The organism is Shewanella sp. 125m-1 (genome assembly GCF_052977065.1).
Window position 1 is genome coordinate 164164 of sequence record NZ_JBRILT010000002.1, and the last position, 24943, is coordinate 189106.

Sequence of the window (24943 nt, forward strand, 5' to 3'; positions counted from 1 at the left end):
GGAGGCACACACAAGGTTTGTCGGGATAAATCCCGACCTACGTTAATAAAGGGCTAGGAAGAGACGGTACAAGCTTTTCCGGCTTTATCGTCTCAGCTCTATTCGGCTCTAAATCGTTTATGCTTTAATCGGCTTTTCCGTAAGCGAAGCGTTCCGTAGTGACATTCAATTAAATCTAACAGTCACGTGCCGTCAGGCCGCAGGCCGTTCGTCTTCGCGTTTGCCGTCTCAGCTTTAACCTAGAACCTGACTTTCCTAGCACCTTCTTTAAAAGTAGGTCGGCATTTATGCCGTCGCTTTAATCTTTTAAGGCTTTTCCGTAAGCGAAGCGTTCCGTAGTGACATTCAATTAAATCAAACAGTCACGTGCCGTCAGGCCGCAGGCCGTTCGTCTATTGTTTTCCCGTCTCTGTTTTTAACGTCTTGGCTTTTTCTCGTTCCCTAGAAGTCACGAAGTGGCGCTCTCGAAGTGACGCAGTCACGTCCTCGCAGCGTAGCGTCCTTCTTGGCACTTCCCCTTCTTTTTACAAACTGGCAAGCTATTTGCTTTATCTCGCTATATCAACATTTTCGTCAAGAAAACGACATGGGAGCTAAGTATGCAAATTGGTGCGAATTCATTACTGCAAGAGATGCAGTCACTTAATGGTCAAATTGGTACTTCAAGCATTCAAACGGGCATTGCGCGCCAGGTTCAAAATACTTCAGGTAGTGATTTTGGTCAGCTGCTGTCGCAAGCTGTTGGAAATGTAAGCGAACTTCAATCAAATGCTGCTAATCTCGCCACTCGGCTCGATATGGGAGATACCACAGTCACTTTATCTGATACCGTGATCGCTAGAGAAAAATCAAGCGTTGCTTTTGAAGCAACCGTGCAAGTGCGCAATAAGCTCGTAGAAGCTTATAAAGAAATTATGAGTATGCCTGTTTAGGCCGTTATTACGTAGAAACAGGGTGCAATAGTGAGTACAGAAATGGTCGTAGGTACAGGTTCTGGTTTAGCAACCAACCCGCAAACATCTGGTGTTCAAGAAGAACATAAGCCTGGCTTAATGGGGTCCTTAGGTGGCGTCGATATGTTACGCCAAGTGACGATGATTTTGGCGCTTGCTATCTGTCTAGCCTTAGCTGTTTTTGTGATGATCTGGGCTCAAGAACCCGAATATCGCCCCCTAGGGCAGATGAGTACCGCTGAAATGGTGCAGGTACTTGATGTTTTAGACAAAAATCAGGTGAAATATGAGATCCAGGGTGACGTGGTTAAAGTGCCCGAGGATAAGTATCAAGATGTAAAGATGATCTTAAGTCGTGAAGGCTTAGATAGTGCTGCGAATAAAGATGATTTCTTATCTAAAGATAGTGGCTTTGGCGTCAGTCAGCGTATGGAGCAAGCGCGCTTAAAGCACAGCCAAGAACAAAATCTTGCCCGTACCATCGAAGAATTAAAAAGCGTGACCCGCGCAAAAGTGATTCTAGCCTTACCGAAAGAAAACGTATTTGCTAGAAACCGTTCAAAACCTAGTGCAACGGTTGTAGTGAGTACAAGGCGCAGTGGTTTAGCTCAAGAAGAAGTCGACTCCATTGTCGATATCGTGGCTTCTGCGGTGCATAACCTTGAGCCCAATAAAGTCACCGTGACCGATGCTAACGGCCGCTTACTTAATTCTGGCAGTCAAGACGGCGTATCAGCTATTGCTCGACGTGAGCTTGAAATTGTTCAGCAGAAAGAATCAGAATATCGCAATAAAGTTGAGTCGATTCTGATGCCAATCTTAGGTCCTGAGAACTTCACATCTCAAGTTGATGTCAGCATGGATTTCACCGCGGTTGAACAAACTGCCAAGCGCTATAATCCAGACTTACCAGCATTAAGAAGCGAGATGGTTGTAGAGAACAATTCTAATGGCGGCATTAGTGGCGGGATCCCTGGCGCCTTATCAAATCAACCTCCAATGGCATCAGATATTCCTCAAGAAGTTAATGCAACAGAATCGGTAAAGCAAACATCGGGTAGTAGCCATAAAGAGGCGACACGTAATTTCGAACTCGATACCACTATTAGCCATACTCGTCAGCAAATTGGCACACTACGTCGTGTCAGTGTTTCCGTGGCTGTTGATTTTAAAAATGCGCCAATGGCAGAAGATGGCAGTGTTAACCGGGTGGCGCGGACTGAGCAAGAACTTGCCAATATCCGCCGCTTACTAGAAGGTGCTGTCGGTTTTAATACCCAGCGCGGTGATGTGATTGAAGTGGTTACCGTGCCATTTATGGATCAGCTTATCGAGGCTGCTCCAGCGCCTCAATTGTGGGAGCAACCTTGGTTTTGGCGTGTGATAAAGCTCGTACTGGGAGCATTAGTGGTTTTGGTATTGATCCTTGCTGTAGTGCGCCCAATGCTGAAAAAATTAGTATACCCAGATAGCGTCAACATGCCGGATGAGCCATCGGTAGGTGGTGAATTAGCAGAAATTGAAGATCAATACGCTGCAGATACCTTAGGCATGTTGCAGCGCCCTGAAGCGGAATACAGTTATGCCGATGACGGTTCTATTATGATCCCGAACCTGCACAAAGACGATGATATGATCAAAGCGATCCGCGCACTGGTGGCAAATGAGCCTGAACTATCGACACAAGTTGTGAAAAACTGGTTACTTGAAGATGACAAATGATATTAGTGTAGAAGCGAAAACCGCGCCTGGCTTTAAGGCCAGTGACTTAAGTGGTATCGAGAAGACCGCCATTTTACTGCTAAGCCTGAGTGAAAGTGATGCGGCATCGATTTTAAAGCATCTAGAGCCAAAGCAAGTGCAAAAGGTCGGCATGGCAATGGCAGCGATGCAAGACTTTGGTCAAGAGAAGGTCATTGGTGTTCACAAGCTGTTTTTAGATGATATTCAAAAGTATTCATCGATTGGATTTAATAGCGAAGAGTTTGTGCGTAAGGCGCTAACAGCAGCATTAGGCGAAGACAAAGCGGGCAACCTAATCGAACAGATTATTATGGGCAGTGGCGCCAAAGGTCTTGATTCACTTAAGTGGATGGACGCGCGTCAAGTTGCCACCATTATCCAAAATGAGCACCCGCAAATTCAAACTATTGTTTTATCTTATCTTGAGCCTGATCAAGCGGCTGAGATTTTCGCCCAGTTCCCAGAAAATACCCGTTTAGATTTGATGATGCGTATTGCTAACCTTGAAGAGGTTCAGCCGGCTGCACTGCAAGAGCTTAACGACATCATGGAGAAACAGTTTGCCGGTCAAGGCGGGGCGCAAGCCGCTAAGATGGGCGGCTTGAAGGCGGCAGCCAATATCATGAATTACCTCGATACTGGGGTTGAAAGTCACTTGATGGAAACAATGCGCGAATCTGATGAAGAGATGGCGCAGCAGATCCAAGACTTGATGTTTGTGTTTGAAAACCTAAGCGATGTCGATGATATCGGCATTCAAGTATTGCTACGAGAAGTACAGCAAGACGTATTGATGAAGGCACTTAAAGGTGCAGATGAACAGCTGAAAGATAAGCTACTCAGTAATATGTCTAAACGCGCAGCCGAGCTACTTAGAGATGACCTAGAAGCAATGGGCCCAATCAGGATCAGTGAAGTTGAAGTCGCTCAGAAAGAGATCTTATCTATTGCTCGTCGTTTGAGTGATAGCGGAGAGATCATGCTTGGCGGCGGAGGCGGTGAAGAGTTTCTATAATGACAGAACCTAAAGAGCCTCAAGGCGCCAGTGTGAATACGACTGACGAATTTTCCCATTGGGAACTGCCTGAAGTTAGGCAAGAAATTAATCCCTCCTCGCTGAATATGTTTGGTCGTAACAGCTTGCAAATACAGGTTGACGATCCCATTGAGTCAGAAGTTATTTTGCCGCCAACCTTAAGTGAGATTGAAGATATTCGTGCTCATGCAGAGCAAGAAGGCTTTAGTGAGGGGATGGATAAAGGCTTTAGTGAAGGCCTTGAAAAAGGGCGTTTACAAGGATTAGAGCAGGGCCATGGTGAAGGCTATTCTCAAGGCCAGCAACAAGGCTACGAAGAAGGGCTAAAAACGGCAGCCGAACAACTGCAACGTTTTGAAAGTCTACTGAGTCAGTTCGAAGCGCCATTAGCATTATTAGATACTGAAATTGAAAAAGAACTGCTCGCCACCTCGATGACGCTCGCCAAGGCTGTAATAGGCCATGAGCTTAAGACTTACCCTGAGCATATTTTATCGGCACTACGCCAAGGTGTTGATTCTTTGCCGATAAAAGAGCAAAGAGTCAATATTCGTGTCACTCCAAGCGATGAAGCCTTAATTGGCGAGTTATACACTCAAGCCCAGTTAGAACGAAACCGCTGGGAAATAGAAGCCGATCCAAGTCTAAGCCCTGGTGACTGTATTATTGACAGTGTTCGAAGTCATATTGATATGACGGTAGAAACCCGTATTGGCCATGTTTTTGCTGACCTTGATAAGCACCAACAAGATCTTTTACAGATGAAAGAGCAGCAAGAAGAAGCGTTACTTAAAGCAAGGCAACATAAAGCTGAGCAACACGCCGACTATCATGCCTCAATGACGTCAGAGCTTAACCGCGCGACTCACGAGCAAGTACTTGATGCGTCACAGGCACAAGCCTTAGGTGAGCAGGCTGCAGTGATAGATAATCAGGCCGCGGTGCTAGACAATCAGACTCAAGCTGCAGAACTTCAAAGCCAAATAACAGAACACAGCGAGCAAGTGCCTGCTGGAAGCCACTAAAGTAACTGAAGCAACTAAAGTAACTGAAGCAATTAAGGTGAACATGCCGACCCGTCAGCACCAATTACGCAATAAGCTGGCTCAACACCAGCAAAAAATCCATCCATTTGTGGTTGAAGCGAGTGGCCAGCTGGTGCGAGTGGTTGGTTTAACCTTAGAAGCCACTGGGTGCCGCGCTGCAGTTGGCAGCCTATGCGCTATCGAAACCATGGCGGGTAGCCTCATTGCCGAGGTCATAGGTTTTGACGATCAATTACTGTACCTCATGCCCATCGAAGAGTTGCGTGGCGTGCTGCCGGGAGCCAAAGTGACTCCACTTGGTGAGCAATCGGGATTAAACGTCGGCCTATCTCTTCTCGGGCGGGTACTCGATGGCAGCGGTCAGCCCATCGACGGCTTAGGTAACTTGAAAACAGATCAAAGAGCCTCTAGCCATGTTGCCGCAATTAACCCACTTACAAGGCGTGCCATTAGTGAGCCACTCGATGTTGGCGTAAGAGCCATTAACGCCATGTTGACCGTGGGTAAAGGCCAGCGTATGGGCTTGTTTGCGGGCTCAGGGGTCGGTAAAAGTGTGCTGCTTGGAATGATGACCCGCGGGACAACGGCAGACATTATCATCGTGGGGTTAGTGGGCGAACGTGGCCGCGAAGTAAAAGAGTTTATTGAAGAGATTTTAGGCCCAGAGGGACGTGCACGATCTGTTGTCGTGGCAGCACCTGCCGATACGTCACCGCTTATGCGTCTTCGCGCTTGTGAAACCTCTACTCGCATCGCCGAGTATTTTCGCGATTTGGGCTATAACGTATTGTTACTAATGGATAGCTTAACTCGCTATGCGCAAGCACAACGTGAAATCGCCCTTGCTGTGGGTGAGCCGCCGGCAACCAAAGGCTATCCGCCATCGGTATTTGCCAAACTGCCTAAATTGGTTGAGCGAGCCGGTAATGGTGGCGGTCAACAAGGCTCAATTACTGCGTTTTATACCGTATTAACTGAAGGCGATGATTTGCAAGATCCTATTGCCGATGCGTCAAGAGCCATTCTCGATGGTCATATCGTATTGTCACGCAGCCTAGCCGACTCAGGACATTATCCGGCTATCGATATCGAAGCATCAATTAGCCGTGTCGCACCTATGGTTATCAGTCCAGAGCACTTAGAGGCGATGCGAAAAGTTAAACAGGTTTACTCTCTGTATCAGCAAAACAAAGATTTGATCTCCATTGGTGCCTATAGCCAAGGTAGCGATCCACGCATCGATAATGCGATTCGCTTACAACCCGCGATGAACGCGTTTTTAAGGCAAACCATGAAAGACTCGATAACGTTTGATAGTAGCACCTTAATGCTGAGCCAATTGGGGGCGCAATGTCAGGCTTAACTTTTAAGCAGACCTCAATCATTAAGACCTTAGCCATTCAGGTGTTAGCCACTCAGACGTTAGCTTATCAGTGCTCAGGCAATAACAGAGTAGACTATCATGACTAAACCCGATCCACTGCATATGGTGCTTAAGCTGACGCAAGATGCCGAAGAGCAGGCTTCACTGCAGCTTCGCTCGGCGCAACTTGAGCTGCAAAGGCGTCAAAGTCAGCTTGAAGCGCTGCAAAATTATCGTCTCGACTATATGAAACAGATGGAGCAGCAACAGGGGCAAAGCATTAGCGCCAGCCATTATCACCAATTTCATCAATTCGTACGTCAAATTGATGCGGCAATCGTGCAGCAGGTCAATACGGTGAAAGATGCCGATACTCAAAGGCAACACCGCCAAGCATATTGGCAAGAGAAACAGCAAAAGCGTAAAGCGGTGGAGTTGTTACTCGCCAATAAAGCAGAAAAAGCCAAGCTTGCTGAATTACGCAGCGAACAAAAAATGGTAGATGAATTTGCATCGCAGCAGTTTTACCGTAAGCGGCAGCGTTAATTCTCAGCAGTTACCCACCTAAATAATCCCATTTATCCCTGATACAGAGCTCGTGTTAAAGCGCTCGTAATTAAGATCTCCTAATTAGAGAGCTCAGTATTTATTTTTTGACAGCATTCATTTCACTGTTGATAGAGCAATATTGGCTCTTTTAGGTTATCCCTGCAATAACGAGCGATTAAAGGCTGCGTTTGCTTTTGGCACTATTATTGCTTTCTATTGTGTTGACTGCCCCAATTCAGCCGATATTTTGACATATTCCCTCGTAGGTCGGTTTGATGAGTTAACCCTAACGGAGACGTAATGCAGCAGATGAACAACATTTTACTCAGTGGCTCAGAACATAGTAAAAAGGCCACTGAAAATAACAATAAATCTTTGGAGCCATCTCTTAAACCTAGGGCTAACTCTGAAGGTGATTCTGAAGTTGGTAGCTTTTCGGCTGCGCTGGAAAAAGCGGGTAAACAGACTGACACTAAGGCAGAGTCAGCTTCTTCAGCAGTTGATAAGCAATCATCAAGTGCGAGTTCAAGTTTAGAAATTACAGCAGAAAGCAACATTCAGGCACAAGCCAAGGCTGAGAGTGCTGCTGATGATGTCAGCCAGGTGTTTGCCCAGATCAATCTTGCAAATAATTTTGGTAGTGAAGCTCAGCTTGCCGCCAACGGCGAAAGCTTGCCGCTACAAGTGGTATCAGAAGCGACTTCAGAAGAGACATTAGCAAGTGAGCTTGAAGCGAGCGAACTTGCAGGCGATATCTTAACGGCGTTGAGTCAAAAGTCAGGCTTGTCAGAGCAAGAGCTAACTCAGCTTTCTGCCGCAGAGTTACACAAGCTGTTGCAGCAAAGCCAAATTTTAGATGCTAATGGCGAATTAACAGCGGAGTTTGCTGTTACGGCTAATGTTAATCTCGACTTGGGGGCTAATTCGCAGCCAAAACAGCAAGAGGTTGGGCTAGCCAGTCAAGCGGGAGTGACTGATAAAGCCGGTCTTGCCAATATTGCAACAGACCCTGAGGCGCTTCACTCTGCTCTAAAAAGCGCTGACGCGAATACGAAAAATGAGCCTCGCGACATTTTCGGTAAAGAGCTTGCCGGGTTATCTCAATTACAGAAAGCCAGTGGTGAGCAGCTAAAAAATGCCGATGCCAGCAGCCAAACGATGACTAATCAGTTGGCTGCAACCGAACAACTTAAAACGGCTGAATTGTCGGTGCGAATGATGTCATCGCAAACGGGACAAGAGGCAAGTTTAACCGGTGCTGACGCAGCTCAGGATCTTAAAGCGTTAAAGGGTTTGCAGGGGCAATCATTACAGCAGCAAGCAGGATCGCAGCGTCAAGAAATACCGCAGCTGCAATTGTCATTGAAACAAGGTGCTGAACAAACACCGCCAATGCAACAGATGATCCAGCGTTTCTCACCGATGATGAATCAGCAGCTGATCACCATGGTTAGCAACGGGGTACAACATGCTGAAATTCGCCTAGATCCACCAGAGCTTGGCCATATGATGGTGCGCATTCAAGTCCAAGGTGATACCACTCAAGTTCAATTTCAAGTAAGTCAGCATCAAACTCGTGATCTGGTTGAGCAAGCAATGCCAAGGCTGCGTGAGATGCTGGCAGAGCAAGGGATGCAGTTAACCGATGGCCAAGTGTCTCAAGGGGGCGGTGGAAATACCGACGGTGAACAAGGTAACGGCCGCAAAAATGACAGTGGTATGGCCGAAACGGATGAAATTTCAGCAGAAGAGTTGCTCGCAAGGTCAAATCTATCAACAAGTTCGGCATCAGGTATAGATTATTACGCATAAGCAGGTAATCTATAGCGGCTTAAAAATATTGATAAGAGTGATGACGTCGCTCTGCACTCCAGTTAGGGAAGAAAAATGGCAGAAGAAGCAACATTAGAGCTAGAAGATAGCGCTGAGCCTCGCAGTAAAAAGAAGCTTATTTTATTCGGCGCAATTGCTATGGTGCTAATGACCATTATCGCTATTACAGCATGGATGTTATTGCGCTCAGATGATGTTGCAGAGGTTGCAGGTACGGGCGATCCCGCTGTTGAATCTGCCTCAAGAAGCGGAGAAGCGTTTTATGCGGCTATGCCCAGACCATTTTTGTTCAATTTACCAGATAATGGCCGAACCCGCTTAGTCGAAATTAAAGTGCAATTAATGGTTCGTGGTAATGACGATGACACTTTGATTAAAAAGCATATTCCGTTAATTGAAGATGCACTGCTTACCACATTTAGTGGTGCTGATATCCAGAAGCTCAGCTCTCCTGCTGGTAAGGATGAATTACGTCTGTTAGCGCTGCGAAATGTACAAAATACCCTGCAGCCCGTAACTGGCCGCACAGTGGTAGAAAAAGTCCTATTTACCGGTTTTGTCATGCAATAAGTTGTGTGAAAAAAGTAATTATTTTATATAAGCAAAGGCGATATCGTGAGTGATTTATTAAGCCAAGACGAAATTGATGCACTACTCCACGGAGTCGATGATGTCGATGACGATATTATTGACGACAATGAGCTCGATGCACGTTCATATGATTTCTCGTCGCAAGACAGAATTGTACGTGGTCGTATGCCAACGCTCGAGATCGTCAATGAGCGTTTTGCTCGGCACTTGCGGATCAGCATGTTTAATATGATGCGTCGTGCGGCAGAAGTGTCGATTAACGGCGTGCAAATGCTTAAGTTTGGTGAGTATGTCCATACCCTGTTCGTGCCAACCAGTTTAAATATGGTGCGTTTTAGCCCTTTAAAAGGTACCGCGTTAATCACCATGGAAGCCCGTCTCGTTTTTATTCTGGTAGACAACTTCTTTGGTGGTGATGGCCGTTTTCATGCCAAGATTGAAGGCCGTGAATTTACCCCTACCGAGCGTCGTATCGTACAACTGCTGCTAAAGATTATCTTTGAAGATTATAAAGACGCCTGGGCGCCAGTCATGGATGTGCAGTTTGATTATCTTGACTCTGAAGTCAATCCGGCAATGGCCAATATTGTGAGCCCTACTGAAGTGGTTGTGGTGAGTTCATTTCATATTGAGGTTGACGGTGGCGGCGGTGATTTTCATATCACAATGCCGTACTCGATGATTGAGCCTATTCGAGAACTGCTCGATGCGGGTGTGCAAAGTGATACGCAAGATACCGATATGCGTTGGTCACAGGCACTGCGTGATGAAATCATGGATGTTGATGTGGGGATCGATGCGACCATTGTTGAGCATAAACTCACTCTAAGAGAAGTTCTGGCGTTTAAAGCGGGTGACGTTATCCCGGTTGAACTGCCCGAGCACATCATCTTGAAAGTCGAAGATTTACCGACTTATCGTTGTAAGATGGGAAGAACAAAAGAAAATTTAGCATTAAAAATTTGCGAAAAAATTCCAAGACCAGAAACGGTTAAGACAGAATTACAGCTAGTGACCCACAAAGGCCGTGGGCGCGAACGTTCAGATATATAAGGTGAAGGGTAAATGAGTACAGATACAGATGATTGGGCTTCAGCAATGGCTGAGCAAGCGATTGAAGAAGCTAAAGCTGTTGAATTCGATGAGTTTAACAACGATAGTGCGCCGTTAAGTGAAGAAGAAGCATCTAAGCTCGACGCGATTATGGATATCCCTGTCACTATTTCGATGGAAGTCGGTCGTAGTTTTATCAATATTCGTAATTTACTGCAGTTAAATCAGGGTTCTGTCGTCGAGCTCGACAGGGTCGCGGGTGAGCCTCTCGATGTGATGGTTAACGGTACCTTGATTGCCCATGGTGAGGTGGTTGTCGTCAACGATAAGTTCGGTATTCGTCTAACGGATGTCATTAGCCAAACAGAGCGAATTAAAAAGCTGAAGTAAAAGGGACGTTTAATGAGCTTTCAACTGGTATTAGCCGGAGTGAGTAGTGCGGCAGCTCAAGCTGAAACACCTGCTTCACCAACGAGCATCGCTACGCTTTCAAGCATGGTAGGTGGTTTGATCCTTGTATTGCTATTAATTTTCTTCTTAGCTTATTTGGTCAGACGTTTTAACTTAGTCCCCAGTAGCCAAGGGGTGTTAAAAACAATCGCTGTGACGCCTCTAGGGCAAAAAGAGAAACTGGTATTGGTTGAGGTTGCAGGTCAACAATATCTACTTGGAGTCACACAACAGCAAGTGAGTCTCATTGATAAATTAGCGCAGCCTGTTGAAATATCTGGCGAGTCATTTGCCAGCCGACTTCGTCAAGCTAAGTCATCATGATGAAGTGGATTTTACTTCTGGCCGGATTAGCGCTGACTCTTATAGCACCCACTGCACTTGCTGAAAACGGTATATTGCCAGCCGTGACGGTCTCAACGGGGGCCGATGGTTCAACGCAATACTCTGTGACCATGCAGATTTTGCTATTAATGACCGCGCTAAGTTTCATTCCTGCGATGGTCATTATGTTGACTTCGTTTACCCGTATTATTGTGGTGCTGTCGATTTTACGTCAAGCGATTGGTTTACAACAGACCCCGTCTAATCAGGTGTTGATTGGCATCAGTATGTTCATGACATTCTTTATTATGTCGCCAGTATTCGACAAGATATACGTTCAAGCGGTTAAGCCTTATATCGAGCAAGGTATGCCGCTGCAAGATGCCTTTACAACCGGGCAAGGGCCACTTAAAGATTTTATGTTGGCCCAGACTCGAAACTCGGATCTAAACACATTTATTGAAATCTCGGGTTATCAAGGCATTGTTGAGCCAGAAGATGCTCCAATGACCGTCATTATTCCGGCATTTATTACCAGTGAGCTAAAGACGGCCTTCCAGATCGGCTTCATGTTGTTTGTGCCGTTTTTGGTGCTCGATTTGGTGGTAGCCAGTATCTTAATGGCCATGGGTATGATGATGTTGTCACCTATGATTGTATCATTGCCATTTAAGATCATGTTATTCGTACTCGTTGACGGTTGGAGCCTAGTGATGGGCACCTTAGCCAACAGTTTTGGATTGTAGGTAAGCCATGAGTCCAGAGTCACTAATTGATATCTTTCGAGAAGCACTGGCCGTGATTGTGATTATCGTGTCGATGATTATTGTGCCTGGTCTTATCATAGGTTTAGTCGTGGCTGTCTTTCAGGCGGCAACGTCCATTAACGAGCAAACCTTAAGTTTTCTACCTCGTTTACTGACCACGTTATTAGCACTCATGTTAATGGGGCATATGCTGGTTCAGATGATGATGGATTTCTTTTTCCAGATGGTGGATATGATCCCCCAAGTCATAGGTTAACTATTTACAGGTGCTTATGAACATCGATTGTTATTTCCCGATGGTGAAAAAGAGCGGCTCACAGGTAATGATTAATCTGTATAGCAAGTTCTTAATGAATACGCGGAATTAATTATGGAGATCTTGCTCGATACCATCATGAACGGCATCGCAGGTTACATGTGGCCTTTAACGCGAATTTCCAGCATGTTTATGGTGATGGTCGTCTTTGGTGCAACGACGACTCCCACTAGAGTAAGGTTATTACTGTCTGTTGCCGTTACGGTTGCTGTCGCTCCAGTACTGCCTACTATGCCCACAATCGATCTATTTTCATTGAGTGCAGCCTTTATCACCGCACAGCAAATTGTTATTGGCGTCGCGATGGGGTTTGCCACACAATTGCTAATGCAGACCTTTGTCCTTACCGGTCAGATCATCGGTATGCAGACCAGTCTAGGTTTCGCCTCTATGGTCGATCCCAGCTCGGGACAACAAACCCCAGTTATTAGTAACTTCTTCTTACTGCTCACCACCATGATTTTCTTAGCGGTAGATGGTCACCTGTTATTGATAAAAATGGTGATCGCCAGCTTTGATTCTATCCCGGTGTCTATGCAAGGGTTAAGTCTGGCGAGTTACCGCCTATTTACCGAATTTGTGGGCTATATGTTTGGTGCAGCCTTGACGATGTCGCTATCCGCTATTGTGGCGCTGCTCACCATTAACTTGTCATTTGGTGTAATGACGCGCGCCTCACCACAGTTAAATATCTTCTCTATCGGCTTTCCTGTCACCATGATTGCAGGCTTGTTTATTCTTTGGCTAACTTTGTCACCCATCATGACGCATTTTGATGAAGTGTGGCGTGAAGTTCAGCTACTACTTTGTAATGTACTTGAGCTGCAATGCCGCGCCGATGGTGGGCTGTAATCATGCTTTATGGCGAATGGCTATCAGCAATAGTGTTCACGTTACAAGGTGGAGGGCGGCTATAAATGGCTGAAAACGATAGTAGCCAAGAAAAAACAGAGGAAGCCACCTCCAGAAAGTTGCAACAGGCCAAAGACAAAGGGCAGGTTGCACGCTCAAAAGATCTAGGAACTTCTGCCGTACTGATCGCGGCTTCGGTAGGCTTGTTAATGACTGGCCCCGATATCGCACAGGCGATGCATAACATCATGACGAAGTTATTTACGCAGAGTCGTGACGAGATTTTTGATACCAATCAGATGATGAATGTTTGGGGGATGGTAGGCACTGAACTTGCAGTCCCGTTGATGGGTTTTATTGCGTTTTTAGCCTTAATCGCATTTGCAGGTAATGTCGCCCTTGGTGGCATGTCATTTTCGGTTAAAGCTTTTATGCCCAAGGCCAGCAAAATGAGCCCTATGGCTGGGTTTAAGCGGATGTTTGGCGTGCAAGCCTTGGTTGAACTTACTAAAGGTATTGCTAAGTTCTCTGTGGTCGCCATTACTGCCTATCTATTATTGACCCTCTATTTAGATGATATTTTGATGCTGTCGCAAGATCACTTGCCAGGCAATATTTACCATGCTCTGGACATAGTGGTATGGATATTTATTTTACTTTGCGCATCCACTTTCCTGATCGTCATTATTGATGTGCCATTTCAGATTTGGAATCATGCCAAACAGTTAAAGATGACCAAGCAAGAAGTGAAAGACGAATACAAGGACACCGAAGGAAAGCCAGAGGTGAAAGGACGCATTCGTCAGTTACAACACGAGATGTCTCAAAGGCGGATGATGGGTGAAGTGCCCAATGCCGACGTTATTGTTGTTAACCCTGAGCATTACGCCGTGGCGGTTAAATACGATGCGACTCGTTCTACGGCCCCCTTTGTTGTGGCAAAAGGCGTGGATGAAGTGGCGTTTAAAATCAGAGAAATTGCTAGAGAGCACGACGTGGCAATAGTCTCAGCTCCGCCACTGGCACGTGCTATTTTTCATACTACTAAAATTGACCAAGAGATCCCTGAAGGGTTATTCACTGCAGTGGCTCAGGTGCTTGCTTATGTATTCCAATTACGACAATACCAAAAAGGCAAGGGCAGGCGTCCTAATCCTGTTCCAATTAAACAGCCGATCCCAGATGAATTAAAACATTAAAGTCCTTTTTATGCCCAAAAATCAACCACTCGCAACGTCAGATATTCTTTGCTAGTCGCTTTCAGGTTATAGTCGCGACAATTCTTATAAAAATAATTGGTACAGTATTTGCTGTATTGGCGTTAGACGTCAAAGATCGGACTCAGGGTGAATGGAACTTAAAGCAAGTCTAGGCCAATTAAAACAGATAAAGCCTGCGCATTTAAAAGGTATTGGTACGCCGTTATTGGTTTTAGCCGCTCTGGCTATGATCATTTTACCTATGCCCGCGTTCCTGCTCGATATCCTTTTTACCTTCAATATCGCACTGGCACTCGTGGTACTCCTCGTTGCCATTTACAGCGACAGACCGCTAGATTTTGCTGCATTCCCTACCGTTTTGCTGGTGGCAACCCTACTCAGGCTTGCACTGAACGTTGCCTCAACGCGTGTGGTCCTGCTTGAAGGCCATAATGGTGGTGACGCGGCAGGTAAGGTGATTGAGGCCTTTGGCTCTGTGGTGATTGGTGGCAACTATGCCGTTGGTCTAGTCGTGTTTTTAATCCTTATTATTATCAACTTTGCCGTTGTGACAAAAGGCGCGGGGCGAATATCTGAGGTAAGTGCTCGCTTTACCCTAGACGCCATGCCAGGTAAGCAGATGGCGATTGATGCCGACTTAAACGCTGGCTTATTAACGCAAGAAGAAGCGCGTTCTCGCCGCGCTGAAGTGACCCGTGAAGCCGACTTTTACGGTGCCATGGACGGTGCGTCAAAATTTGTAAAAGGTGATGCGGTCGCCGGTATATTAATTCTTGTGATTAACATTGTGGGCGGTTTTATTATTGGTATCGCTCAGCATGATTTATCTTTCTCTGCGGCAGTTGAAATTTATACCCTATTAACGATTGGTGATGGCCTAGTGGCGCAGATCCCCGGTCTACTCTTATCTATTGCCGCGGCTTTGATGGTAACGCGTCAAAATGAATCCGGTGATATGGGCGAAATGGTTATGGGGCAGATGTTTGACAGTCCCAAGGCGCTAGCCATCGCTTCAGGCGTGATGTTCGTGATGGGCATTGTGCCAGGTATGCCACATTTGGTGTTCTTATCATGTGCAGCGGCAGCTGGCGCGGGCGCTTACTTCATTAAGAAAAAGCAACAAACAGACCGAGAGCGCGCACTGGAGCTGGCAAAAACAGGTCCTGTTGAGCCTCGCGACTCGCAGCCAAAAGAGCTGAGTTGGGATGATGTACAGCATGTTGACACCATTGGCCTAGAAGTGGGTTACCGCTTAATTCCATTAGTGGATAAAGGTCAGGGCGGCGAGCTGCTTGGACGCATTAAAGGCGTGCGTAAGAAGCTCTCACAAGAGCTAGGCTTTCTGGTGCCAGCCGTTCACATTCGCGATAACCTCGATTTATCCCCCAATGCTTACCGGATCTCATTAATGGGCGTGGCATCGGGTGAAGCTGAAATTCGTCATGACTGTGAGCTAGCGATTAATCCTGGGCAAGTATATGGCAAGCTAGATGGTATCGAAACGAAAGACCCCGCTTTTGGTCTGGATGCGGTGTGGATCGCTCCCGAAATGCGTGAGCACGCACAAACCTTAGGTTACACGGTAGTCGACGCCTCAACGGTAGTGGCCACTCACATCAGCCAACTATTATCGAATAACGCCGCCAAACTGCTTGGCTATGAAGAAGTTCAGCAACTACTTGAAATGCTTGGTAAGCATTCGCCTAAGTTGGTTGATGGCTTTATTCCAGATGTGATGCCACTGGGCAGCGTCGTTAAAGTGATGCAGAACTTGCTCAATGAAGGTGTGTCTATTCGTGACATGAAGACCATCGTACAGACGTTACTTGAATATGGACCAAAGAGCAGCGACACCGAAGTATTAACTGCTGCGGTTCGAATAGCCCTAAAACGTATGATAGTGCAAGAGATCAGCGGACCTGAGCTTGAAATCCCTGTCATTACTTTGGCGCCAGAGTTGGAACAAATGTTGCATCAGTCTATGCAGGCAACGGGAGGCGATGGTCCGAATATCGAGCCAAGCCTTGCAGAGCGTATGCAGAAGTCGTTAGTGGACGCCACGCAGCGTCAAGAAATGGTTGGTCAGCCTGCAATTTTATTGACGTCAGGCATGCTACGTTCAACGTTATCGCGATTTGTTAAGCATACGATCCCTAATTTACGGGTGATTTCATATCAAGAAGTCCCCGACGAGAAGCAAATACGCATCGTCTCGGCAGTGGGTCAGTAGAGGTCGAATAATTGAAGATTAAAAGGTTTTTAGCAAAAGATATGCGCTCGGCCCTAGCCCAAGTTAAAGAAACCTTGGGGTCAGATGCTGTCATCATGTCAAACAAGAAAGTGACCGGTGGCATTGAGATTGTTGCGGCAGTCGATTATGACGAGCCTAAGCCAAAAATTGCAGAGGCTAAACCTTCTGCTGCTATGTTTACCGATCTTGCGGAAGAGAGGGTGACCTTAGGTGGCGCGCAGCCGAATATGAGAGCGGCCAACGTAAAAGCTGAAAGTCGCGCTCAATCAACGCCAGCGCCAGATTCTTTGCAGGCATTATTAGAGCGTCAGCAAAGTCGTATTAGCCAACAAACGCCGTCAACGCGCAGTGACAATCTTGATATGCCTGAATGGGCTAAAGGACTGCAAGCACAAGTGAAGCCGTCTGAACCTGCGAAAGCAGAGTTTACGCCTCATCGAGCGCCAGACAGTTTTAATGGCAGCAAACAGAACAACAGTGCCGAATTTGACGCGATGAAAGAAGAGTTAGCGTCAATTCGTAATTTATTGACGCATCAAGTGAGTAGCTTGATGGTCGAACAGAAAAAGCGGGTCGATCCTGTAGGAGCAATGCTTGAGAGCAAGCTGCTAGAGGCTGAGTTCTCTCCCGCGATAGCAAAGAAGCTATCGAGCCTTAGTGAACATTACTCTCCAGCAGAGTTAGTGGCCTCTTTGCCGCGTAGCTTAGCCAACTTACTCGATAACCAAGGCGATGATATTGTACGCCAAGGTGGCGTGGTTGCATTTGTTGGCCCAACGGGTGTGGGTAAGACAACGACAGTGGCTAAATTAGCGGCGCGTTTTGCGGCTTATCACGGCTCAGATCAAGTTGCGCTCATTACTACTGACCATTATCGCATTGGAGCCTTTGAGCAATTGGCAACTTATGGCAAAATAATGGGGTGCCCTGTAAAACAGGCTCATGATTTTAATGAGTTAGAACAAATACTCTATCAATTTAGAAATCGTAAGCTCGTTTTGATTGATACAGCGGGGATGGGACAAAGAGATCAGCGTTTATTCCAGCAACTCGACAGTTTAGCCGCAAATAGCAGATTACCAATACGCAGTTATCTGGTAATGTCTGCCACGGGACAGCGTCGAGTATTAGAAGATGCAGTAAAACAGTTTACACGTATTCCACTTTCGGGTGCAGTACTAACAAAATTAGATGAATCAATATCGTTAGCGCCTGCGTTAAGCGTCTTGATTCAAAGTGGGTTGCCTTTAAGTTATGTAACGGACGGACAAAGAGTTCCTGAAGATATGCAGGTGGCTGATACATTATCGTTAGCCAATCGCGCATTAGCTGCATTAGATAACAAACCTATAGAACCATTACATAATATTGAAGGGTCGCAAGAAATGACCTATGCATTTGAGTGAAGCCATGACTCCGGATCAAGCAAGCGGTTTACGTATGATGAATCAGCCAAATAATGAAAAAGTAAAAGTAATCGCCGTATCAGGTGGTAAAGGTGGCGTGGGCAAAACCAGCGTCTCTATTAACACCGCGGTTGCGTTAGCCGAAAAGGGCAAACGTGTACTGGTATTGGACGCGGATTTAGGTCTAGCGAACGTCGATGTGATGTTAGGTTTGCGTGCTGAGCGAAATTTATCTCATGTTTTGTCGGGAGAGGCCGAATTAGATGATGTGATCCTTCGAGGACCGAAAGGGATTGGCATTATTCCAGCCACGTCAGGTACTCAGGCAATGGTGGAACTGACTCAAGCACAGCATGCTGGCCTTATTCGCGCCTTTAGCGAAATGAGAACTCAGTTTGATATCTTGATTGTTGATACCGCTGCCGGTATTTCAGATATGGTATTGAGCTTTTCTCGAGCGTCACAAGACGTATTAATTGTGGTTTGTGATGAACCGACCTCAATTACCGATGCCTATGCGCTGATCAAAATCTTAAGTCGTGAGCACGGTGTGTTCCGCTTTAAGATTGTAGCGAATATGGTGCGTAGCTTACGAGAAGGCATGGAGCTTTTCGCCAAGCTAAGCAAGGTAACCGACAGGTTCCTTGATGTCGCGTTAGAGCTGGTCGCCACGGTACCGTTTGATGAAAATTTACGTAAGTCGGTACGTAAGCAAAAATTGATTGTTGAGGCTTTTCCTAAGTCACCAGCAGCCATTGCTTATCAAGGGCTGGCAAATAAAATTATGAGCTGGCCAGTACCGTCTCAACCTGGTGGTCACTTAGAGTTTTTCGTTGAGCGTTTAGTTCAACGTCCTGATTATCAAGAGGATAAATCGGGTGAATAAAGCGGCTGCGTATACTCGTTTTGATAATAAGACGTCTATCGTTGAACAGTATGCACCGCTTGTAAAAAGAATAGCCCATCATCTTTTGGCTCGTTTGCCAGCATCAGTTCAGCTAGATGATCTGTTGCAGGCCGGCATGATGGGGCTACTCGAAGCGTCATCAAACTTTGATGGTAGTAAAGGCGCCAAGTTCGAAACCTTTGCCGGAATTCGAATTCGTGGCTCAATGTTAGATGAAATTAGACGCGGCGATTGGGTACCACGTTCGGTACACCGCAATCAGCGCCGCGTGGCTCAAGTGATTGATGAACTTGAACAAGAGTTAGGACGTGATGCTCAAGATAGCGAAATCGCCGAGCGGTTAGAGATGCCACTCGATGAGTATTACAGCATTTTAAACGACGTATCAGTGGGCAAAGTCGTTGGTATAGAAGATTTAGGCGTGGCCGTTGAAGGTTTGAATCAAGCTGACGACCACGAAGATGATTCTTACGAGTCGCTCGCGGAAATACAGTTTCATTCTGCGCTCGTTGCAGCGATTAAATTACTACCAGAAAGAGATGCGCTGGTGTTGTCGCTATATTACGATGAAGCATTGAATTTAAAAGAGATTGGGGCCATTCTTGAGGTCAGTGAGTCTAGAGTTAGCCAGATCCATAGTCAGGCGATGCTCAGGCTCAAGGGTAAACTCAAGCATTGGACACAAGAATAAAATCATAATAATTGATACCACATTACTTGCGCATTTTAGGCGCGCTCCGCGGAGGAAACTTTGGACAAGAATATGAAGATTCTTGTTGTTGATGATTTTTCAACAATGAGACGTATCATTAAGAACTTGTTACGTGACTTGGGATTTAACAATACTCAAGAAGCAGATGACGGTTCTACAGCTTTACCTATGTTACAAAAAGGCGATTTTGATTTCGTTGTAACTGACTGGAACATGCCTGGCATGCAAGGTATTGACCTATTAAAGGCCATTCGTGCCGATGATAATTTGAAACACCTTCCTGTATTAATGGTGACCGCTGAAGCTAAGCGTGAGCAGATTATTGCTGCCGCTCAAGCAGGCGTTAACGGCTATGTCGTTAAGCCATTTACCGCAGCCACACTAAAAGAAAAGCTCGATAAAATTTTTGAACGCCTCGGCTAAGCAGGGATGAGCAATGCAGCAACAATTGTCAGGGCTGATTACTCTTGAACAAGCAGAGAGTCTAGTTGCACTTCTTAGTCAGGGAGAGCAGGAAAAAGCGGATGAATTGGTTAGAGAAATTTCTGCGCCCATTCAAAAAGATCTTTTTGATGAAGTCGGGCGCTTAACCCGTCAACTTCACAGTGCTATTTCTGACTTTCAATTTGATAGTCGTTTAATTGAATTAGCCAATACTGAGATCCCAGATGCAAAAGAGCGTTTGACTTATGTCATCGATATGACAGAGCAAGCGGCAAATAAAACCATGGATGCGGTGGAAGAGTGCTTACCTCTTGCAAGTGCATTAAGTGAAAATATTCAAGCTGTTAAGCCCGCTTGGGACAAGCTAATGCGTCGCGAGTTGCCGCTAAATGAATTTAAAACACTCTGCCACGATATCCAACAATTTGTAGAAAGAAGCGAGTCGGATGCAAGCCGAGTAAAAGAACTTCTTAATCAAATTTTATTGGCACAAGATTTTCAAGACTTAACCGGACAGATGATCCGTCGAGTGATTGAACTCGTTAGAGAAGTTGAGAATAGCTTAGTGTCGATGTTGACAGTATTTGGTGAGCAACCTGCAAACGCGGTTGACGACAAGCCAAAGCTAAATGTTGAAGCTGAAGGTCCTATTATGAATGCAGAGCACCGCCAGGACGTGGTGACAGGTCAAGATGAAGTTGACGATCTGCTTTCGAGTTTAGGTTTTTAAGGGAGTCAGAGAATGTCCTTTGATGTTGATGAAGAGATACTGCAGGACTTTTTGATCGAAGCTGGTGAAATATTAGAGCTTCTACAAGAGCAATTAGTTGCGTTAGAAAATAATCCTGATGATACCGATTTATTGAATGCTATTTTCCGCGGTTTTCATACGGTGAAAGGTGGCGCAGGGTTCCTAGGTTTAGCACCTATGGTCGATGTCTGCCACGAAGCAGAAAATACCTTCGATTTACTGCGCACAGGAAAACGTGAAGTCTCTGCTAATTTGATGGATGTCATTTTACAGGCTGTAGACTCAATCAACTCAATGTTTGCTGAAACTCAAGCAGGGCAAACTCAATCCCCAGCAGAACCAGCGCTATTAGCTCAGCTTAAAACGTTAAGCGCGGGTGAATTGCTAGCATCTGAAATGGCCGAGACAGCGGCTCAAGCCTCAGCAGCCCTAGAACCTACTGTCACCGCTGTTGCAGACTCTATTTCTGTGGTTGAAGGTGTAGATTTCGTTGCACAAGCTCCAGGATCTGAAACGATTGCACAAGTGTCGGCAACAGGCGGCAGTATCGATGATATTGATGATATCGAATTTGAAGCCTTGCTTGATGCACTCCATGGTTCGGGTAACGGTCCTGGTCAGTCAGCTGAATCTACTGCTGCACCATCCTTATCATCATCTGATGACATTTCTGATGATGAATTTGAATCTTTACTTGATGAGTTACATGGCTCTGGTCAATTTAAAGTTCAGTCGGCAGCACCTGCGGTTATTGAGACAAGCGGCTCTAATGTCGATTCAGATGAAATTACTGATGACGAATTTGAACGCTTACTTGATGAGCTGCATGGTTCTGGTACAGGTCCAGGTAAAGGAACCAATACTGCTGAAAATAGTGTTGTTAAAAATAGTGTTGCTGAAATTGGCCATGGCGCGTCACAGCAGCATAAAGCGAGTCAATCTGAGCCAGTTGTACAGGCAATAACGACCTCGCAGCAGGTATCAGCTGTTAAGCCAGAAGCTAGACAAGAGCTTAAACAAGAGCCTAAACCTGCAGCTAAAGTCGCCCCAAAGCCAGCTGGCAATAATGCGCCCCAAGCGGAAACAACAGTACGAGTTGATACCTCAAGGCTTGATCAGATCATGAATATGGTCGGAGAGCTGGTATTAGTCCGTAATCGATTATTGAGCCTTGGCGTGGCACGTGAAGATGAAGAGATGTCTAAGGCCTTAGCTAACCTTGACTTGGTCACTGCCGATCTACAAGGCGCGGTGATGAAAACTCGCATGCAGCCGATTAAGAAAGTCTTTGGGCGTTTTCCTCGAGTGGTTCGTGACTTAGCTCGAAGCCTAAATAAAGAGATTGATCTTGTTATGATCGGTGAAGATACCGATCTGGATAAAAACCTTGTTGAAGCGTTAGCCGACCCCTTAGTCCATTTAGTCAGAAACTCGGTCGATCATGGTATTGAAATGCCTGATGCTCGTGAGGCGAATGGCAAGGCACGCACAGGTACAATTACATTATCTGCTAGCCAAGAAGGCGATCACATCCTGCTTAAAATTGAGGATGATGGTGCAGGTATGGATCCAGAAAAGCTCAAAGGCATTGCTATTAGCCGCGGCGTGCTCGATGAAGATACCGCTGCACGCATGAGCGATGAAGAAGCTTATAACCTTATTTTTGCCCCAGGATTTTCAACTAAAGTTGAGATCTCTGATATTTCGGGTCGTGGCGTGGGAATGGACGTGGTTAAGACCCGTATTACCCAGCTGAACGGTTCGATTTATATTGGTTCACAACTGGGTAAGGGCACACGTCTTGAAATCAAGGTGCCATTGACGCTAGCGATTATGCCGACCCTGATGGTTGAAGTCGCCAAGCAAGTCTTTGCTTTACCTTTGTCGAGCGTGAATGAAATATTCCACTTAGATTTGACTAAGACCAATGTGGTTGACGGTCAGTTGACGGTGATTGTTCGTGATAAAGCTGTACCGCTGTTTTACCTTGAGCAATGGTTATCTCGCAAGGCATTGAGCTTTAGGCACGGTGACAAACAGCATGGCCATGTGGTTATTGTCCAACTAGGTACGATGCAAATTGGTTTTGTGGTTGATTCACTCATTGGCCAAGAAGAAGTGGTGATAAAGCCACTAGGCACATTGCTGCATGGTACGCCGGGCATGGCTGGTGCGACCATTACCTCTGATGGTGGTATAGCGCTGATCTTAGATGTACCGGGCCTACTAAAGCATTACGCACGTAACAGGAGCTAACACGGGTTAGCATAGGGAATAACAGGCATTGCCTTGTTATTCCCTTTTTTACATACAGCATTGAGCGAGCCAGTGGTGCGGTATAGGGATTTAAATGGGCATTAAAGTTTTAGTCGTTGATGATTCGAGTTTTTTCAGACGACGTGTTAGCGAAATAGTGAGTCAAGACTCTGAGCTTGAGGTGGTGGGTACCGCGTGTAATGGTGCTGAGGCCGTGAAGATGGCTGCAGAGTTGAATCCGAATGTGATCACCATGGACATCGAAATGCCTGTTATGGATGGGATCACTGCGGTAAAGCAGATCATGGCGAGCAAGCCAATTCCTATCTTAATGTTTTCATCACTGACCCATGATGGCGCTAAAGCCACATTGGAAGCATTAGACGCGGGTGCTTTAGACTTTTTACCAAAACGCTTTGAAGATATCGCCAGTAATAAAGATGACGCGATAGCGCTATTGCAGCAACGAATTCGTGCGTTAGGTCGTCGACGTCTATTTAGGCCGATTGCTCGTCCACTGTCTGGCAATGACAGAGTTCAGCCTAGCGGTGTTAGTGCTACTAGTAGTATTAGTAATGAGAGAGCCGCGGATAGGAACCGTAGTTCATCGAGCCTTTCTCGCTCAGCCGTTACAGCTACAACCGCTGCAAGCACACTTGAAAGGCCCGCCAGTCGAGCAAGTGTTATCACTCGTGGTAGTGGCAAAAAATATAAAGCATTACTTATCGGTACCTCTACAGGGGGGCCAGTTGCACTGCAAAAGGTGTTAACTCAATTACCTGCGAATTATCCGCACCCCATTTTGCTTATTCAGCATATGCCAGCGGCTTTTACGCCAACGTTCGCAACCAGACTTAATAGCTTGTGTAAGATTGAAGTTAAAGAAGCTGAAAGTGGCGATCAGCTAAAGCCTGGCTGCGCATACTTAGCGCCTGGCGGCATGCAAATGATGCTAGAGCGTGGTGGGGCTTACGGCAGAATTAAGGTGATAGCGGGTAAAGCCGATATGAATTATAAGCCTTGTGTCGATATTACCTTCGCATCAGCGTCTAAAGTAATTGGCGGCGATGTGCTTGCTGTTGTCTTAACCGGTATGGGGGCAGATGGTCGCGAAGGGGCCAGAATGCTTAAAGGTATTGGCGCTACAGTGTGGGCTCAGGATGAGGCTAGCTGTGTGGTTTATGGTATGCCGCAAGCGGTAACTGCGGCAGGCATCGCCACTAAGTCTATTGCGTTAGAGCATATAGCTGAATCGATTATTAAAGAGACCATTAATGGCTAAAGCGGCTTTGAGGCAATGTGCCGTAAGAAAAAGTGCCGAAAGAAAAAGTGCCGTAAGAAAAAGCATCATAGCGCAGCGGGGCGAAGTGAATACGCTGTCATTGCTATTGATGTTTTTGCTAAGTATTGCCTCTTTTACGTTTGGTTCACTCTACTTTGAATCTCAGCATAAAAACAAACTGTTAACCAATGAAGTACAGAAGCTGCAAAGCAGCCAAATCTTATTGATGGTCCCCGATGAACAGGCTGAAGTGATGGCTAACTGGATGGCTGAAAATCCACATTTTGTACAGTCTTTTGTCGATAAGGCACTGCAAGGTGAGTCAACGGTTTTACCCATAGGGCCAGGAGTTACGCAAGCAACACAAGTTAAGCAACTTACGCAAGCAACAAGAGTTAAGCCAGAGACACCAGCTCAGCCAACAAGTCATCTTGATGAGACTCGTTCAGTAAATAAGACGTTAAAACATAAAGCAGAGACAAGTGATAAGCCGCTTGCAATACAGCAAGACGTTAACAGGGCGCTAAACACTGAGCTTGTTAAGCATAACGATATGAGTCGTCAGGCGAGCGCTGTGACAGTGTTAGAAAGCGATGATGGAGTGAAACTCATTAGTTTGCCCCATGGCGGAATTAGAGTAACAACCAGAGAGCCAGAAGATTAAGTGGTGTGAGCTTTGACAAGGGCAATCATTCATTTGATTACAGCACAATCTTCATTGAGCGATAGAGTGCAAAAGTTGAGCGAAGTAATAACGTTGAGCCATAGCACTGATCACTAACACTGATCACTAACACTGATCACTAACACTGATCACTAACACTGAGCACTAGCATTA

At 46.0% G+C, this 24943-nt stretch carries 24 protein-coding genes; all 24 read left to right on the top strand.

What is annotated here, in order from left to right; all coding sequences use genetic code 11:
* The first annotated feature begins 599 nt into the window (after positions 1-599).
* The 24 genes from fliE (at position 600) to ACVBIK_RS01950 (ending at position 24769) form a co-directional block, all read left to right on the top strand.
* Positions 600-932 carry a flagellar hook-basal body complex protein FliE gene (gene fliE / locus ACVBIK_RS01835; RefSeq protein WP_439267775.1) on the top strand — a complete coding sequence of 111 codons (333 nt, stop codon included), beginning with the start codon at positions 600-602 and terminating at the stop codon, positions 930-932.
* A 42-nt stretch (positions 933-974) separates the two neighbouring features.
* Entirely contained in the window at positions 975-2675 is a 1701-nt protein-coding gene (gene fliF / locus ACVBIK_RS01840) for a flagellar basal-body MS-ring/collar protein FliF (protein WP_447168974.1), read from the top strand.
* Positions 2665-3711 carry a flagellar motor switch protein FliG gene (fliG, locus tag ACVBIK_RS01845; protein ID WP_447168937.1) on the top strand — a complete coding sequence of 349 codons (1047 nt, stop codon included), beginning with the start codon at positions 2665-2667 and terminating at the stop codon, positions 3709-3711. The genes fliF and fliG overlap by 11 nt, the downstream gene beginning before the upstream one ends.
* Entirely contained in the window at positions 3711-4757 is a 1047-nt protein-coding gene (gene fliH, locus ACVBIK_RS01850; protein ID WP_447161412.1) for a flagellar assembly protein FliH, read from the top strand. Before fliG ends, fliH begins: the two co-directional genes overlap by 1 nt.
* A gap of 43 nt (positions 4758-4800) precedes the next feature.
* On the top strand, positions 4801-6141 hold the full coding sequence (fliI, locus tag ACVBIK_RS01855; RefSeq protein WP_447168938.1) for a flagellar protein export ATPase FliI: 1341 nt from the start codon (positions 4801-4803) through the stop codon (positions 6139-6141).
* 99 nt (positions 6142-6240) lie between these two features.
* Positions 6241-6687, top strand: coding sequence for a flagellar export protein FliJ (gene fliJ, locus ACVBIK_RS01860; protein WP_447163926.1), 447 nt, complete (start codon positions 6241-6243; stop codon positions 6685-6687).
* Between the two features lie 303 nt (positions 6688-6990).
* A complete protein-coding gene (locus ACVBIK_RS01865) occupies positions 6991-8502 on the top strand; it encodes a flagellar hook-length control protein FliK (protein ID WP_447168939.1) in 1512 nt (503 codons plus the stop codon).
* Positions 8503-8577: 75 nt separating this feature from the next.
* On the top strand, positions 8578-9093 hold the full coding sequence (gene fliL, locus ACVBIK_RS01870) for a flagellar basal body-associated protein FliL (protein ID WP_447168940.1): 516 nt from the start codon (positions 8578-8580) through the stop codon (positions 9091-9093).
* 45 nt (positions 9094-9138) lie between these two features.
* A complete protein-coding gene (fliM, locus tag ACVBIK_RS01875; protein ID WP_447161407.1) occupies positions 9139-10167 on the top strand; it encodes a flagellar motor switch protein FliM in 1029 nt (342 codons plus the stop codon).
* Between the two features lie 12 nt (positions 10168-10179).
* The gene (gene fliN, locus ACVBIK_RS01880; RefSeq protein ID WP_447161406.1) at positions 10180-10557 is read left to right on the top strand and encodes a flagellar motor switch protein FliN; all 378 of its coding nucleotides are present in this window, start codon (positions 10180-10182) and stop codon (positions 10555-10557) included.
* 12 nt (positions 10558-10569) lie between these two features.
* Positions 10570-10941 (top strand): flagellar biosynthetic protein FliO, encoded by a 372-nt coding sequence (fliO, locus tag ACVBIK_RS01885; protein WP_447161405.1) that lies wholly within the window; start codon positions 10570-10572, stop codon positions 10939-10941.
* Positions 10938-11687 (top strand): flagellar type III secretion system pore protein FliP, encoded by a 750-nt coding sequence (gene fliP, locus ACVBIK_RS01890; protein WP_447161404.1) that lies wholly within the window; start codon positions 10938-10940, stop codon positions 11685-11687. Before fliO ends, fliP begins: the two co-directional genes overlap by 4 nt.
* A 7-nt stretch (positions 11688-11694) precedes the next feature.
* The gene (fliQ, locus tag ACVBIK_RS01895) at positions 11695-11964 is read left to right on the top strand and encodes a flagellar biosynthesis protein FliQ (RefSeq protein WP_447161403.1); all 270 of its coding nucleotides are present in this window, start codon (positions 11695-11697) and stop codon (positions 11962-11964) included.
* A gap of 114 nt (positions 11965-12078) precedes the next feature.
* Positions 12079-12876 carry a flagellar biosynthetic protein FliR gene (fliR, locus tag ACVBIK_RS01900; protein WP_447161402.1) on the top strand — a complete coding sequence of 266 codons (798 nt, stop codon included), beginning with the start codon at positions 12079-12081 and terminating at the stop codon, positions 12874-12876.
* Positions 12877-12941: 65 nt separating this feature from the next.
* Positions 12942-14075 (top strand): flagellar biosynthesis protein FlhB, encoded by a 1134-nt coding sequence (gene flhB, locus ACVBIK_RS01905; RefSeq protein ID WP_447161401.1) that lies wholly within the window; start codon positions 12942-12944, stop codon positions 14073-14075.
* A 151-nt stretch (positions 14076-14226) separates the two neighbouring features.
* Positions 14227-16326: a flagellar biosynthesis protein FlhA gene (flhA, locus tag ACVBIK_RS01910; protein WP_447161400.1), complete on the top strand. Its 2100-nt coding sequence runs from the start codon at positions 14227-14229 to the stop codon at positions 16324-16326.
* Positions 16327-16337: 11 nt separating this feature from the next.
* Positions 16338-17753, top strand: coding sequence for a flagellar biosynthesis protein FlhF (gene flhF, locus ACVBIK_RS01915; RefSeq protein WP_447168941.1), 1416 nt, complete (start codon positions 16338-16340; stop codon positions 17751-17753).
* A gap of 4 nt (positions 17754-17757) precedes the next feature.
* The gene (locus ACVBIK_RS01920) at positions 17758-18639 is read left to right on the top strand and encodes a MinD/ParA family protein (RefSeq protein ID WP_447161398.1); all 882 of its coding nucleotides are present in this window, start codon (positions 17758-17760) and stop codon (positions 18637-18639) included.
* A complete protein-coding gene (locus ACVBIK_RS01925; RefSeq protein ID WP_447168942.1) occupies positions 18632-19351 on the top strand; it encodes an RNA polymerase sigma factor FliA in 720 nt (239 codons plus the stop codon). The genes ACVBIK_RS01920 and ACVBIK_RS01925 overlap by 8 nt, the downstream gene beginning before the upstream one ends.
* 60 nt (positions 19352-19411) lie before the next feature.
* A complete protein-coding gene (gene cheY / locus ACVBIK_RS01930) occupies positions 19412-19795 on the top strand; it encodes a chemotaxis response regulator CheY (protein WP_012276572.1) in 384 nt (127 codons plus the stop codon).
* A gap of 13 nt (positions 19796-19808) precedes the next feature.
* Entirely contained in the window at positions 19809-20546 is a 738-nt protein-coding gene (locus tag ACVBIK_RS01935; protein WP_447161396.1) for a protein phosphatase CheZ, read from the top strand.
* 12 nt (positions 20547-20558) lie between these two features.
* Positions 20559-22823 carry a chemotaxis protein CheA gene (locus ACVBIK_RS01940; RefSeq protein ID WP_447168943.1) on the top strand — a complete coding sequence of 755 codons (2265 nt, stop codon included), beginning with the start codon at positions 20559-20561 and terminating at the stop codon, positions 22821-22823.
* A gap of 94 nt (positions 22824-22917) precedes the next feature.
* Complete coding sequence (locus tag ACVBIK_RS01945) at positions 22918-24105, top strand: protein-glutamate methylesterase/protein-glutamine glutaminase (RefSeq protein WP_447168944.1); 1188 nt, start codon at positions 22918-22920, stop codon at positions 24103-24105.
* Positions 24098-24769, top strand: coding sequence for a hypothetical protein (locus tag ACVBIK_RS01950; RefSeq protein ID WP_447168945.1), 672 nt, complete (start codon positions 24098-24100; stop codon positions 24767-24769). Before ACVBIK_RS01945 ends, ACVBIK_RS01950 begins: the two co-directional genes overlap by 8 nt.
* Positions 24770-24943: the final 174 nt, after the last annotated feature.